This is a genomic window from Glutamicibacter sp. 2E12 (genome assembly GCF_050030965.1).
In the GTDB taxonomy this organism is placed as follows: domain Bacteria; phylum Actinomycetota; class Actinomycetes; order Actinomycetales; family Micrococcaceae; genus Glutamicibacter.
In genome coordinates this window covers 777778-790452 of the sequence record NZ_CP188297.1, presented here as the reverse complement: position 1 = coordinate 790452, position 12675 = coordinate 777778, and the positions used below count along the sequence as shown (strand labels likewise).

The 12675-nt window shown below is 58.4% G+C and carries 12 protein-coding genes and 1 tRNA gene; 11 read left to right on the top strand and 2 right to left on the bottom strand.

All coding sequences use genetic code 11. The features are described 5' to 3' along the window. Positions 1–39 precede the first annotated feature (39 nt). The 8 genes from ACP3TE_RS03590 to ACP3TE_RS03555 all read left to right on the top strand — a co-directional run bounded on the left by ACP3TE_RS03590 (position 40) and on the right by ACP3TE_RS03555 (position 8032). A complete protein-coding gene (locus ACP3TE_RS03590) occupies positions 40–738 on the top strand; it encodes a MazG nucleotide pyrophosphohydrolase domain-containing protein (RefSeq protein WP_105661702.1) in 699 nt (232 codons plus the stop codon). Between the two features lie 92 nt (positions 739–830). Next, positions 831–2111, top strand: a complete 1281-nt coding sequence (gene eno, locus ACP3TE_RS03585; protein WP_105661703.1) for a phosphopyruvate hydratase — start codon at positions 831–833, stop codon at positions 2109–2111. 145 nt (positions 2112–2256) lie between these two features. Next, positions 2257–3075, top strand: coding sequence for an FtsB family cell division protein (locus tag ACP3TE_RS03580; protein ID WP_426735325.1), 819 nt, complete (start codon positions 2257–2259; stop codon positions 3073–3075). Positions 3076–3104: 29 nt separating this feature from the next. Beyond that, positions 3105–3806: a DUF501 domain-containing protein gene (locus ACP3TE_RS03575; protein WP_105657439.1), complete on the top strand. Its 702-nt coding sequence runs from the start codon at positions 3105–3107 to the stop codon at positions 3804–3806. Continuing rightward, complete coding sequence (locus ACP3TE_RS03570; protein WP_105661705.1) at positions 3806–4732, top strand: Ppx/GppA phosphatase family protein; 927 nt, start codon at positions 3806–3808, stop codon at positions 4730–4732. The genes ACP3TE_RS03575 and ACP3TE_RS03570 overlap by 1 nt, the downstream gene beginning before the upstream one ends. A 34-nt stretch (positions 4733–4766) precedes the next feature. Next, positions 4767–6272, top strand: coding sequence for a S8 family serine peptidase (locus ACP3TE_RS03565; protein ID WP_105657441.1), 1506 nt, complete (start codon positions 4767–4769; stop codon positions 6270–6272). Positions 6273–6462: 190 nt separating this feature from the next. Next, positions 6463–7830 (top strand): NAD(P)/FAD-dependent oxidoreductase, encoded by a 1368-nt coding sequence (locus ACP3TE_RS03560; protein WP_426735323.1) that lies wholly within the window; start codon positions 6463–6465, stop codon positions 7828–7830. A gap of 117 nt (positions 7831–7947) precedes the next feature. Continuing rightward, positions 7948–8032 (top strand) — tRNA-Leu (locus tag ACP3TE_RS03555). A gap of 80 nt (positions 8033–8112) precedes the next feature. Here the strand turns inward: ACP3TE_RS03555 and ACP3TE_RS03550 are convergent. Further along, the gene (locus ACP3TE_RS03550; RefSeq protein WP_426735321.1) at positions 8113–8535 is read right to left on the bottom strand and encodes a tyrosine-type recombinase/integrase; all 423 of its coding nucleotides are present in this window, start codon (positions 8533–8535) and stop codon (positions 8113–8115) included. Positions 8536–8691: 156 nt separating this feature from the next. Between ACP3TE_RS03550 and ACP3TE_RS03545 the strand changes: the two genes are divergently transcribed. Together ACP3TE_RS03545 and ACP3TE_RS03540 are read left to right on the top strand one after the other, a co-directional pair. Then, complete coding sequence (locus tag ACP3TE_RS03545; RefSeq protein ID WP_426735319.1) at positions 8692–9012, top strand: helix-turn-helix domain-containing protein; 321 nt, start codon at positions 8692–8694, stop codon at positions 9010–9012. 8 nt (positions 9013–9020) lie between these two features. Continuing rightward, entirely contained in the window at positions 9021–9863 is an 843-nt protein-coding gene (locus ACP3TE_RS03540; RefSeq protein WP_426735318.1) for an IS3 family transposase, read from the top strand. A 67-nt stretch (positions 9864–9930) separates the two neighbouring features. Here the strand turns inward: ACP3TE_RS03540 and ACP3TE_RS03535 are convergent. Continuing rightward, positions 9931–11219, bottom strand: a protein-coding gene (locus tag ACP3TE_RS03535) for an IS3 family transposase (protein WP_426735316.1) whose coding sequence is annotated in 2 segments (ribosomal slippage) — positions 9931–10946 and positions 10946–11219 — 1290 coding nt in all. Because the reading frame shifts where the segments join, the coding sequence is not laid out codon by codon here. Positions 11220–11455: 236 nt separating this feature from the next. Between ACP3TE_RS03535 and ACP3TE_RS03530 the strand changes: the two genes are divergently transcribed. Then, positions 11456–12463 (top strand): Abi family protein, encoded by a 1008-nt coding sequence (locus tag ACP3TE_RS03530; protein WP_426735315.1) that lies wholly within the window; start codon positions 11456–11458, stop codon positions 12461–12463. The last annotated feature ends 212 nt before the right edge of the window (positions 12464–12675 follow it).

Here is a 12675-nt window from a genome sequence, read left to right as displayed (position 1 = left end):
GGGCCGCAGGCTGAAAGCCCGCTTCGATAGCATGTTCCTATGCCGGAGAACAGAACGCAGCTAGACCAGCTCAACGCCACCGTACGGACCCTTCGCAGCAGATGCGCCTGGACTGGCGCGCTGACTCACGAGTCGCTGCGCACCTACCTCATTGAGGAAAGCTATGAGGTGCTGGACGCCATCGCTGAACGGAACCCGGATCTGTTGAAGGAGGAGCTGGGGGACTTGTTCTTCCAGATCCTGCTGCATTCGCTGATCGCCGAGGAGCAAGACCATTTCGGCCTGGAAGATGTCGCCGAAACGCTGAATGCGAAGCTATTGCGCCGCAACCGGCATATTTTCGACGAGCAGGGCCAGGTCCGCCAGGACGTCATCACGGATGTGGATGAGATTATCCGCGTGTGGGATGCGGCGAAGCAGGCCGAACGCGCCGGCCAGCCGAAGAAGCGGAAGAACGCGGGACTGCCCGCTGGGCTGCCGTCCCTGGCGCTCGCGCAGAAATTGCTTGATCGCCATGCCAGAGCAGGATCGGCACAGCCCGCGGCCGGGCTTGTCACCGAGCAGGTTCGTGAGCGAATCGTCGACGAGTTCTCCCTGGCTAAGGAATTAATGGCCCTGTCAGCGAGGGCCGAGGAGCTGGGCCTGGATGCCGAATCGGTGCTGCGCGCGGCCCTGGGCCAGCAATACGGCGCGGAAACTGGCGCAACAACATCGCCCAAATCACCTTCGAAGCGCTAGGCTAGAGACAGGCAATGGCGCCGACGGTCTTATCAGCGACCGCTGGTTGACCTGCCCCAAGACCACCCCTTTTCTACAAGGAGTCCATACTCATGGCATTGATTGACGCCATTCACGCGCGCGAAATCCTTGATTCCCGCGGCAATCCGACCGTCGAGGTCGAGGTCCTGCTATCCGACGGCTCGCATGGCCGTGCTGCTGTTCCTTCCGGTGCATCCACCGGCGCTTTCGAAGCAGCTGAGCGTCGCGACGGCGACAAAGACCGGTACCTCGGCAAGGGCGTACTGGGTGCTGTAGAGTCCGTCATCGACGAAATCGCCGACGAGCTGGAGGGCCTTGACGCCACCGACCAGCGCGCCATCGATGCCACCATGATTGAACTGGACGGCACTGCCAACAAGTCCAAGCTGGGTGCAAACGCCATCCTCGGCGTCTCCCTGGCAGTGGCCAACGCCGCTGCAGTGAGCGCCAACCTGCCACTGTTCAAGTACCTGGGCGGCCCTAACGCGCACGTACTGCCAGTGCCACTGATGAACATCCTCAACGGCGGCTCCCACGCCGACTCCGACGTGGACATCCAGGAATTCATGATCGCCCCGCTCGGCGCGCCGACCTTCTCCGAGGGCCTGCGCTGGGGCGTCGAGGTCTACCACAACCTCAAGTCCGTGCTGAAGGAGAAGAACCTCTCCACCGGCCTGGGCGACGAGGGCGGATTCGCTCCGAACCTGCCAAGCAACCGCGCGGCTCTGGAACTGATCACCGAAGCGATCAAGCGCGCTGGCTACACCCCGGGCGAAGACATCGCCCTGGCGCTGGATGTCGCTTCCTCCGAGTTCTACGAGAACGGCGCTTACCAGTTCGAGGGCAAGGCGCTCTCTGCCCAGGAAATGAGCGACTACTACGCTGGCCTGGTTGCCGACTTCCCATTGGTTTCGATCGAGGATCCACTGGATGAAGACGACTGGGATGGCTGGAAGACCCTGACCGACGCCATTGGCGATAAGGTGCAGCTGGTAGGCGACGACCTGTTCGTCACCAACCCGCAGCGCCTGGCCGACGGCATCGCCAAGGGCACCGCCAACTCGCTGCTGGTGAAGGTCAACCAGATTGGCACCCTGACCGAAACCATCGATGCAGTGACCATGGCGCAGCGTGCCGGGTACACCACCATCACCTCGCACCGTTCGGGTGAAACCGAAGATGTCACCATCGCTGACATCTGTGTGGCAACCAACGCCGGGCAGATCAAGACCGGTGCACCAGCTCGCTCCGAGCGCGTAGCCAAGTATAACCAGCTGCTGCGTATCGAAGAAGACCTGGGCGCCTCGGCGGTCTACGCTGGCCGTAGCGCGTTCCCGCGTTTCAACAGCTAATTTTCAGTAATAGCGAATAAGCTCGTCGGTAGTGGATACCGGCGGGCTTTTCGTTATTTAATGGAATTATCTTGCCAAGTCCACGGCAACACCGCACGAAAAGCACCACGGGAATTGGGGGAGTATGGCTCAGCGACCACCGCGAATGCCTCGCCGTAATACTCCGGATCCGGCCGAAGAAGCCGTAATAACCCCGGTTGACCAGACGAAACATGACGGCGCAGGTTCCGAAGCTGAACCGCCTACCGACGCTCTGCGCATCGTCAGGCCACAAGTGCAGGCCAGGCAAACTCCTGCAACGCCGCGCCCACCGAAGGCCGCTCCCGCTGCGCAGAAGCCCAGAAGCGTTGCCGCGAAGCCGAAAGCGACGGCACGCCCAGCGTCAGATGCGTCACGTGAGCCGAAAGAATTTGCAGGAAATTACGCGCCGAAGCCGAAGGTGCCGCTGCGCGAACGTGCCAAGGAAAAGCAGAACGAACGCCGACGCGATGACCGGGTGAAGTTCTCTGCTGCCGTACGCCGCAAGCCGGGGCAGAAGCCGTCTGGCCAGAACCACGTCCCCGAGGGCGAACCCGTTGCTGCGCACCGGTTTTCCGGCCGTATCGCCGCCTTGATCGTGGTCCTGGCCTTCTTCGCAGTGATGCTCGTGCCCACGGTGAATTTCTACCGCACGCAGATGGCGGAGCTGAATGAGCTGAATGCCTCGATCGAAGCGCTGGAGACGCAGCGCGATGACCTCAAGGCAGAGATCGCGCGCTGGGATGACCCGCTGTACATCAAGCAGCAAGCACGCGAGCGGATAAACTTGGTAATGCCTGGTGAAAAGCTCTACATGGTGGTGGGTGAACGCCCTAAGGATGAAGAGACGCCCGCCGACGGCAACGGAAGCACCTTCGAGGTGCGCCAGGAACTTCCATGGGTTGATGCTCTGCTCGACTCCGTTCGACGTTCTGCCACTGACTAACCACTTTAAACACGAAGAGACTTATAACCGTGACTGAACAGCCAATCCGCGAAGCCCTTGACGCCGCCGGACGAGTACCCAGCGAAGCTGACCTCGACACCCTGTCCCGCCAGCTGAACCGCCCGGTGCGCGATGTGGTGGAGATCGGTGCGCGCTGCGTTTGCGGAAACCCTCTGGTAGCCACCACGGCACCGCGCCTTTCCTCGGGTATTCCCTTCCCCACCACCTACTACCTGGCGCACCCGGTGATCACTGCGGCAGTGTCGCGGTTGGAAGCTGCCGGGTTGATGAACGAGATGAATGACCGCCTGGGTGAGGACGCGCAGCTGGCGCAGGCTTATGTAGCTGCCCACGAGTCGTACCTGGCCAACCGCGATGCGATTGGCCAGCGCTCGGGAACCGGGGCCGTTCCGGAAATCGCTGGGGTCTCTGCTGGTGGCATGCCGACCCGCGTCAAGTGCTTGCACGTGCTGGTAGGGCACTCGCTGGCTGCCGGCGAGGGCGTGAACCCGCTGGGTGATGAAGCGCTGGCTGGGATTGCCCAGTGGTGGACCAAGGACAAGTGCTACTGCGTAGGTGCTTGGGATACCGAATCCGAGGCGCCGAGCCGTGACCGCTCGCGCCACGTGAAGACCCAGGAACAGCAGGACCCAGCGGCCAAGCGCGCAGAACGCGCCCGGAAGCGTGCCGTGCGTGAATCCGCACAGGGCGCTGACCAGGATGACGCCTAATGCGCGTGGCCGGTATTGACTGCGGAACCAACTCCATCCGTCTGCTGATCGCGGACATCGGGGCCGATGGCCAGCTGGTCGACGTGCTGCGCACCATGCGCATCGTGCGCTTGGGCCAGGGCGTTGACGCTACCGGCGCTTTCGCTCCCGAGGCCTTGGAGCGCACCTTTGAAGCTGCTCGCGAGTACAAGAAGCTGTGCGATGAGCATGGGGTGGAAGCCATCCGTTTCGCAGCGACCTCGGCGGCCCGCGATGCATCGAATCGCGAGGTCTTCACCGAGCGGATCACCAAGATCCTGGGCGTCGCCCCGGAAGTGATCAGCGGTGAAGAAGAAGCCTCCCTGTCCTTTGCCGGTGCGGCTTCGGTTCGGGACGGGCAAAGCGGCAAGAGCCTGGTGATCGACCTCGGTGGTGGATCCACTGAATTCGTTCTCGGTGATGCCACCGGCCCGTTGGCAGCCAAGAGCCTGGACATGGGTTGTGTGCGCGTTACCGAACGGTTCCACCAAGCGGGATTGCGTTCGGACCAGGCCTTGGAATTCATGGACAGCACCTTGGAATCCTTGGCCGGATCGGTTGACGTTGCGCAGGTCGACGCGGTGATCATGGTTGCAGGCACTTTCACGACGCTCACCGCCCAGGCCCTGGGATTGAAGCAGTACGAGTCGGAAAAGATCCATGGGGCGCAGCTGAGCTTCGCCCAGATGCGCCAAGCCACCGCCAGCATGCTTTCCTACAGCCGGGAAGAGCGCGCGGCACTGGGCTTCATGCATCCGGGACGAGTTGATGTGATCCAAGCTGGCGCAGCCATTGTGCAACGCATCCTTCATTACCTTGAAAAGGCCAGCGGGAACCGCGAAATGGTTCTGATTGCTTCCGAACACGATATTCTCGACGGAATCGCGGCTTCAGCTGCCGCCGCCTGAACCTGTCACCCAGTCACCGACCCAAGGAGATGTCTTGAGCTCAGCTTTGCGTGCCAGGAAAAGAATGGGCTTCCTCAAGCTCGGCTCTCTGCTTGTCGCAGCGCTGTTGGCCTTCACCCTGCTCAGCGTGGGCGTACCTGCCCGCGCTGACAACATGCGTGAGTCCGAATACTGGCTCAAGTCGTTGGGCGTGGCCGAAGCGCACAAGACGACAAAGGGCGAAGGCGTCAAAGTCGCGATCATTGATACCGGCATTGATACCGCGCATCCAGACTTGAAGGGTGCCGTGGTTGGCGGTGCTGATATGTCCGGCTCAGGCGGAGACAAGGGCAACAAGCCCATAGGCGTCATGAGCGAGCACGGCACCTTGGTGGCTACCTTGCTCGGCGGGCGCGGCAACAACAAGGGCGAAATCAAGCGGGTTAAATCCGAGAACGAGCGCTTGAAGGCCGCGTGGGAAAAGGCCAAGAAGACCGCCGAAGACGAAGACGAGGACATTCCCCAGGAACCTGAGTACGAAAAGGTGCCAAAGCTGAAGAGCGGCAAGGACGGCGTGCTCGGCGTCGCTCCGGCAGCAGACCTGCTGTCTGTGTCGCTGTGGATGGGCGAAGGCAACCCGGCGAAGATTCCAGTGGAAACCCAGATCCCCCGTGCCGTGAAATGGGCCGTGGATTCCGGGGCCAAGGTCATCAACATGTCTCTCGGTTCAACCAGCCCGGCATGGCCGGAAAGCTGGGATGACGCCTTCAAGTACGCAGAAGACCATGACGTGGTTATTGTTGCCGCTGCAGGCAACCGTTCGGGCGGCATGAGCCAGGTGGGCGCCCCGGCCACCATTCCGGGAGTGCTGACCGTGGCCGGCGTTGATGCCAGCGGCAAGGCTTCGCAGGATTCCTCGACCGAAGGCATTTCCATCGGCGTTGCAGCCCCTGCCGAGCAGTTGGTCGGCGGCTTGCCAGATGACGGCTACGCGCGCTGGTCCGGTACCTCTGGCGCGGCTCCTTTGGTGGCGGGCGTGGCCGCATTGATTCGTTCGGAATACCCGAACATGAAAGCTCCTGAGGTCATCAACCGCATCCTGAAGACCGCCAAGGACACCGGCACAGCCGGCGTGGACAACCTCTACGGCTACGGAATCATCGATGCGCAGGCGGCAGTGACGGCGAGCGTCCCCTCGGTATCCGAGAACCCGCTGGGCACGATCAGCGAGTGGATTCGCGTGCACCGCCGCGACACCCAGAAGACTGCTGATACCCCAGCTCCGGGCGTCTCGATGGAGAAATCGGACCTCAAGCAGGTCGCGGCGCCAGATCCGGTTCTTCCCGATGACTCGGCACCGGCGCTTCAGCCGTTGCTGATCGTCGGCGGGGGAGTGCTCTTGCTGCTGGTGATCATTGCAGGCATCGCCCAGACCCTGGTGCGTCGTCGACGCGAGAAGGCTGCGGCGCGGCTTGGTTCGGCTTCCTTGAGTTCATTGAAAGTCCCGGATCAAGCTGGCGGCCGGGATCTGTTCGACGAGATTCCCGAAGAAGAGAAGTAAATAGCGGACAAAGCGGGGTGGAAACTGAAGATCCACCCCGCTTTTTCGCGCCTTCCGATGCTTAATTCGACAGGTTGGCGCGAACCTCGGCAGTCGGAAACGCCCATGCCTGGCGACGACGTGACACACCGAACGGAAATAGTTAGTGAATGTTTTCACTAACTCGAAAAATCCGCGTAGAATCAACAGTATGTCGATCATCGAAACCTCCCAGAAGCGTCCGCGCATTCTTATCGTCGGCGGTGGCTACGTAGGCCTGTACGTCGCGATGAAGTTGCAGAAGAAGGTCAAGGCACACGGCGGCATCGTCACCGTTGTCGACCCGAACCCGTACATGACTTACCAGCCATTCCTGCCAGAAGTTGCCGGTGGCCAGATTGAACCACGCCACGTTGTGGTCTCGCACCGTCAGCACCTGAAGCACTCCGAGCTGGTCAACGGCCGCGTGCTGAGCATCGACCATGCCAACAAGAAGGCTGTCATTGCTCCGGTCAACGGCGAGCAGTTCGAGCTGGAATACACCGATGTCGTGATGTCCGCTGGTGCGGTCACCCGTACCTTCCCCATCGCTGGCCTGGCTGAAACCGGCATTGGCCTGAAGACCATCGAAGAGGCTGTCGCCCTGCGCAACAAGGTTGCCGAGCGCATCGAGTCCGCTTCGAACATGACTGATCCAGTTGCACGCAAGCGCGCCCTGACCTTCGTGGTCGTCGGCGGCGGCTTCGCCGGCATCGAGACCATCGCCGAGCTGGAAGACATGGCCCGTCACTTGATCGGTCTCAACGACCGCATCGATGCGAAGGAAGCACGCTTCGTCCTGATCGAGGCCATGGGCCGCATCATGCCAGAAGTCACCGCCGAGCAGGCGGAGTGGGTTGTCGATCACCTGCGCAGCCGCGGCATCGAGGTCTTGCTGAACACTTCGCTGAACAATGCCGAAGAAGGCAACCTGGAACTGATCAACATGGCCGACAAGTCCCCAGCGGGCGAGTTCGGTTCCGACACCTTGATCTGGACTGCTGGCGTCATGGCCAACCCGATGGTTCGCTCCACCGATTTCCCAATCGAGCAGCGCGGCCGCATCGAGACCCGCACGGACCTTCGTATCAAGGATGCCAACGGCGAACCTCTGGAAGGCGCCTGGGCAGCCGGCGATATCTCGGCAGTCAAGGACGTCACCGGCGGCCTGCCGGACGGCACCTGCGTTCCCAACGCACAGCACGCAGTGCGCCAGGCCAAGCTGTTGGCCAAGAACCTGTACGCTGCGCGCTACGGTGTTGGCACCATCAAGGAATACAAGCACTCCAACCTGGGCGCAGTTGCCGGCTTCGGCCGCAACAAGGGCGTTGCCAAGGTTGTTGGCATCAAGCTCAAGGGCTGGCCAGCATGGATGGCACACCGCGGCTACCACGGCATGGCCATGCCGACCTTAGAGCGCAAGTTCCGCGTCGTTGGCGACTGGCTGGTTGCACTGGTCTTCAAGCGCGATGCCCTGCAGCTGAACAACCTCGAAGCACCACGCACTGCTTTCGAAGAGTCGGCCAAGCCGAAGAAGTAGGCTTGAGCCGTAGTTGATCGACGATGATGCGAGGGGCCAAGCAATTGGCCCCTCGCATACGTCAGCAAAGAAGGATTTTCTATTTGCTTTGCCGATCACGTAAAATTTGAGAGTCTTGCCCCTATGGTGGAATTGGCATACACGGCTGACTTAAAATCAGCTGCCGAAAGGCTTGTGGGTTCGAGTCCCACTGGGGGTACCAACACATAAGGCCTCTACTTCCCTTTATTTACAAGGGAGTAGAGGCCTTTGCTGTTTCTGAAAACAATCAAAAGGGCACATTTAGGGCACATTCATCCGTGAAACAGCCTCATTCAAGGCCACTGCAACACCGTCTAAATCGTCATCAAACAGTTCCGCATACACGTCTAGAGTCATCGCAGCAGAGCTATGCCCAAGCATCCTCTGAACCACTTTCACGTTCGCCCCAGCACTGACCGCGAAGCTTGCAGCGGTGTGCCTTAAATCGTGTGGTGTCACCCTGGGCACGCCTGAATCTATGACCGCTGAACCGAACCATGATTTCCGTTCGCGCATGTCGATATGACGCAGGTAGGTTCCATCAGGATTTGGGAACACCAGGTCTTCACGGTGCTTGCTTTTGCACAGTTCACCGATGGCCGGGACCATGAATGCCGGGAATGAACTGCTCCCCGAAAGTTGGACTGTAAAAGTCAACAACTTTAGGGGAGCATTTTCATGCACGCACTAAGCACACTATCCGAGTACCAACGCGAGCAACTCGTGGAACTCTTCGAGCAAGGCTATGGATATAGGTCTGTGGCATCAGTGATTAAAGTCGGTGTATACGCGAGCAAGCGCCTCTACAATCAGTGGCGGTTACATGGCAGGCTATGCCTCATGGAGAAACCAGCAAAAAAGCAGTATTCCTTCGAGGCCAAGAAGGAAAACGTTGACCGGTTCCTTGCAGGTGAAACTGCCATGGAACTTGCCGCAAAGTTCAACGTCAGTTCCGACGTGTTGGTTGCCGATTGGGTGCGGTTATGGCGAAAAGGCGGCGACGACGCACTGATGCCCAAACCTAAAGGACGCCCAAAGGGCTCCGTACCTAAATCGCCTTTGAGCGAAGAAGACAAGCTCCGCCAAGAAAATAAACGACTGCTAGCCAAGGTCGCTTACCTGGAAAAACTCCGAGACTTGAGGGATCAGGGGCATCGCTGAAAACCCAGGTGATTGTCACCCTCAAGTCAGAACACGACCTCGCAGACCTGCTGGCCGTAGCTGGCTTGGCCAGGTCAACCTATTACTACCATCTGAAGTTGATGGATCAGACAGATCCGTATGCGGACCTCAAAGCAGCCATCACCACGTCGTTTGAGAACAGCAAACGACGCTACGGGTACCGAAGAGTCCACATGGACCTGCGCGCTCAAGGATGGGCCATCGGCATAAAGCTGGTCCGTAAGCTCATGAGAATCCTAATTTTTCAGTCCAAAGCGCACCCTAAGCGACGCTACAACTCGTACCAGGGCGAGCAGAGCAAGATCGCTGAAAACCTGTTAGCGCGGCACTTTGACGTTGATACACCGGACACTGTTTACGTCAGTGACGTGACCGAGTTCAGGGTTGACCAGGAGAAACTGTATTTGTCTCCCATCATGGATCTGTTTGACCACAGCATCTTGAGCTACACGATCGCTTCGTCACCAACTACGGCGTTCACTAATCAGAGCTTGGCTCAAGCCTTAGGTTCGAAAGATTTCGGGAAGAAGCTGCTGCTCCATACGGATCAAGGATTCCAGTATCAGCATTGGTCGTGGAAGGCTTTGCTGCAGGAGCATGGTGCGGTGCAGTCCATGTCTCGTAAAGGGAACTGCTTCGACAACTCGGTCATGGAGAATTTCTTCGGTCATCTCAAGTCGGAGATGTTCCATGGAGAGCACTTCGCAGATTTCGAGGATCTCAAGGTGGAGATTGAGACGTACATCGATTGGTACAACGTCAGTCGGCGTCAGGAACGACTGAAGGGTATGACGCCGATGGAATATCGATGCCATACCCTTGCAGCCTAAGCAGGACTATTATTTAGCTCGTCCAACTTTTGGGACCCAGTTCACGCATTGTGAACCGTCCCGGAAATCATGCCGCCGTCTTATGTGCGGCTGCGTCGGGTAACGAGCCTGTCATTTCATCATAGTAGGCTCGCTCAAATTCCTCTGGAGTTTGGTGATCCAGCGAGGAATGCAAGGGATCATTGTTGTACCAAAAGACCCAGCCGAAGGCGACCTCAACGACGTCGGATTCGGTCTTCAACGCACCAGTACGGAACGGTGAACCCTTGGCCACGGCCTCGTTCTTGAACAAGCCCATCACCGTCTCCGCGGCGGCATTATCGTAAGCGTCGCCGACACTGCCAATCGACGGAACCAGCCCCTCAATTTCCAAAGTGTCGGTGTACCGGATCGAGGTGTATTGGCTTCCCGCGTCCGAGTGATGCAAAAGCCCCTTGTCAACCGGCCTATTGCTGTGTTTTCGGCGCCACAGGGCCATTTTCAGGCACTGCTCCACGAAAGCGGCGTCTTTCACAGTGGAGGTTTCCCAGCCGACGATGGCCCGCGAATACAGATCGATCACCAACGCCACGTAGACGAACCCGGAATACACCGGCACGTAGGTGAAGTCCGTGACCCAAATCCGGTTTGGTGCCTCTGCCGTGAAGTCTCGGTTCAGCAGGTCACCGGCCCTGCGTCCGTCCTTGCCAGGGATCGTGGTGCGGGTCTTGCGGCCCCGGATCATGCCGTTCATGCCCTCGTCACGCATGAGCCGGTCAACGGTGTGTTTGGAGACCGCGGGGAAGCCGTTGCGCCGCAGCCAAGCGGTCATCTTTCGCCGGCCATAAAGGATTTCTGGCTTCGGTCTTCCTTTAGCGTCTAACACTTTGAGGCTGCGTAACGTGTCAATGACCTTCGCATCTTCAACTGCTCGCAGGGCCGGAGGCCTTGTTTTCCAGGCCCGGTAGGTTCGTGCGGTAACCTGCACGCCCTGCTCACGCAGGACGGCGCAGATCGACTCGACCGCATGACCTTCGGCCCGCTGCTCATCAACGAATCGGCAGATTAGCGGCGGCGAGGGTCGAGTTCCCTCGCGAAGAAAATTGAGGCAGCTTTCAAGATTTCGTTGGCTTCCTTCAAATCCCGATTCTCCGCCCGCAACGCCTTGAGCTCATCGAGTTCGGTAGTGGTTGGGCCGTCCTTCTCACCGGTGTCGGCCTGGTCCTGGAGCACCCAGCGACGCAATGATTCGGGACCGACATCCAGCTTCGGAGCCAGGGCCTTGCACGCTGCATATATGGAAGGGTACTCGGAGAGCCGGTCCACAACCATCGCTACGGCGCGTTCACGAACTTCGGCAGGGTATTTCTTGGGCATGGTTGCTATCTTTCTCTCGAAAGACAGCGGCATCAAATCAGGGACGGTTCAGTCGCTGCATTTCGTGTTTAAGCAAGTGAAGTAGTCACTCACTTTTCCGTTTTGTGCGGCGTGTCAGAAATCAAACATTTACAAGTTGCGAGCTCACGCATCCTTGCACTATGCTCAAAGTAATCGTTCAGCCCGCCCAGAAATATTTCTGGAGTGGGCTGGATTTCTTTTTACCCGAGGTTTAAATGTCTGCGCCGATCAAGCCGTTTAAGAGCATTGAAGATCAAATAGGGCTCTTGCGAGAACGTGGAATGGAATTGCAAGATGATGCATTCATTCGTCGCTGGCTTGAGTCGGTCGGGTACTACCGGCTCAGTGGTTACTGGTACACGTCTCGGCAGGTTACGGATTTGGCTGTCGATGGGAAGAAAACTGTGCCAATTCGGTCGGACTTTTTCGAGCCCGGGACCTCGTTCTCAGACATAGCCGCGCTCTATGAATTTGACCGCAAGCTCAGGACTGCAATACATGACGTGGTGGAGCGCTTGGAAGTTGCCCTTCGCACAGCTATTGCCCATGAACTGGCATCCCACGATCCGCTGGCATTATATGAGCGTTCGTTATTTCGAGAATCGGAAGATAATTCGGGCAGTCTCCAGCATTATGGCCTTGTTACGCAAATTACTCAGCGCATCAACAGGGCAGCGCGAGGCGGGGACGATCATATTATGCACAACGTGGAAAAATATGGATCGCGGTTGCCAACGTGGGTTGTGGTGGACGTCCTGGACTTTAGCGATTTGTCTAAAATCTTCGCCGCATTGAAGCTTACGCATCAAACTAAAATAGCTGCATGCTTAGGGCTTGATCTCACCCATGTTTCACTGACGCGTAGAGAACGCGACAAGCTCAAGACGGGACACCCGCTAGCGCCGTGGCTCCGTCAGTTATCGCTCCTGAGAAACAAATCTGCGCACCATTCACGGGTTTGGAACTGCACTTTATCTCCCGCAGGAACAGGGCTGATCGGCAAGATTGATGGCCTACAAGCATTGCCGACAGGACATAGTGAACGTATTTTCGGATGCTTAACAGTGCTCGGGAAGGTGCTAGAAACTACTTCGCCAGGAGCATCGTGGGTGCAGAAGGTTAGGACGTTGCTCATTGATGCACTTGATTCAATCCCTATGGTTACCGAAGCTTCCTTGGGCGCTCCTTCAGGTTGGAGAACTCAGGGCGTTTGGGACATTTGACGACTATCGGCCCGTTTTGCTGTCGTAGCTGCAAACTGGGGGCACAAAAGGGGCACATATCCTCTTGAATCTGGGTGCTTCAACGTTATCGAACGTGCTCAAAACCCCCTAGAATCCGGGGGAGTGGTGCGTTCTCAAGTCGTTCGAAAGGTTTCGAGTCCCACTGGGGGTACAGAATAAGGCCGTTGCTGTTCCGGATTTTCCGGTCAGCA

Coding starts and splice junctions, on each gene's coding strand:
- ACP3TE_RS03590 (WP_105661702.1), top strand. CDS start 40: ATGCCGGAGAACAGAACGCAGCTAGACCAGCTCAACGCCACCGTACGG.
- eno (WP_105661703.1), top strand. CDS start 831: ATGGCATTGATTGACGCCATTCACGCGCGCGAAATCCTTGATTCCCGC.
- ACP3TE_RS03580 (WP_426735325.1), top strand. CDS start 2,257: ATGCCTCGCCGTAATACTCCGGATCCGGCCGAAGAAGCCGTAATAACC.
- ACP3TE_RS03570 (WP_105661705.1), top strand. CDS start 3,806: ATGCGCGTGGCCGGTATTGACTGCGGAACCAACTCCATCCGTCTGCTG.
- ACP3TE_RS03560 (WP_426735323.1), top strand. CDS start 6,463: ATGTCGATCATCGAAACCTCCCAGAAGCGTCCGCGCATTCTTATCGTC.
- ACP3TE_RS03545 (WP_426735319.1), top strand. CDS start 8,692: ATGGAGAAACCAGCAAAAAAGCAGTATTCCTTCGAGGCCAAGAAGGAA.
- ACP3TE_RS03530 (WP_426735315.1), top strand. CDS start 11,456: ATGTCTGCGCCGATCAAGCCGTTTAAGAGCATTGAAGATCAAATAGGG.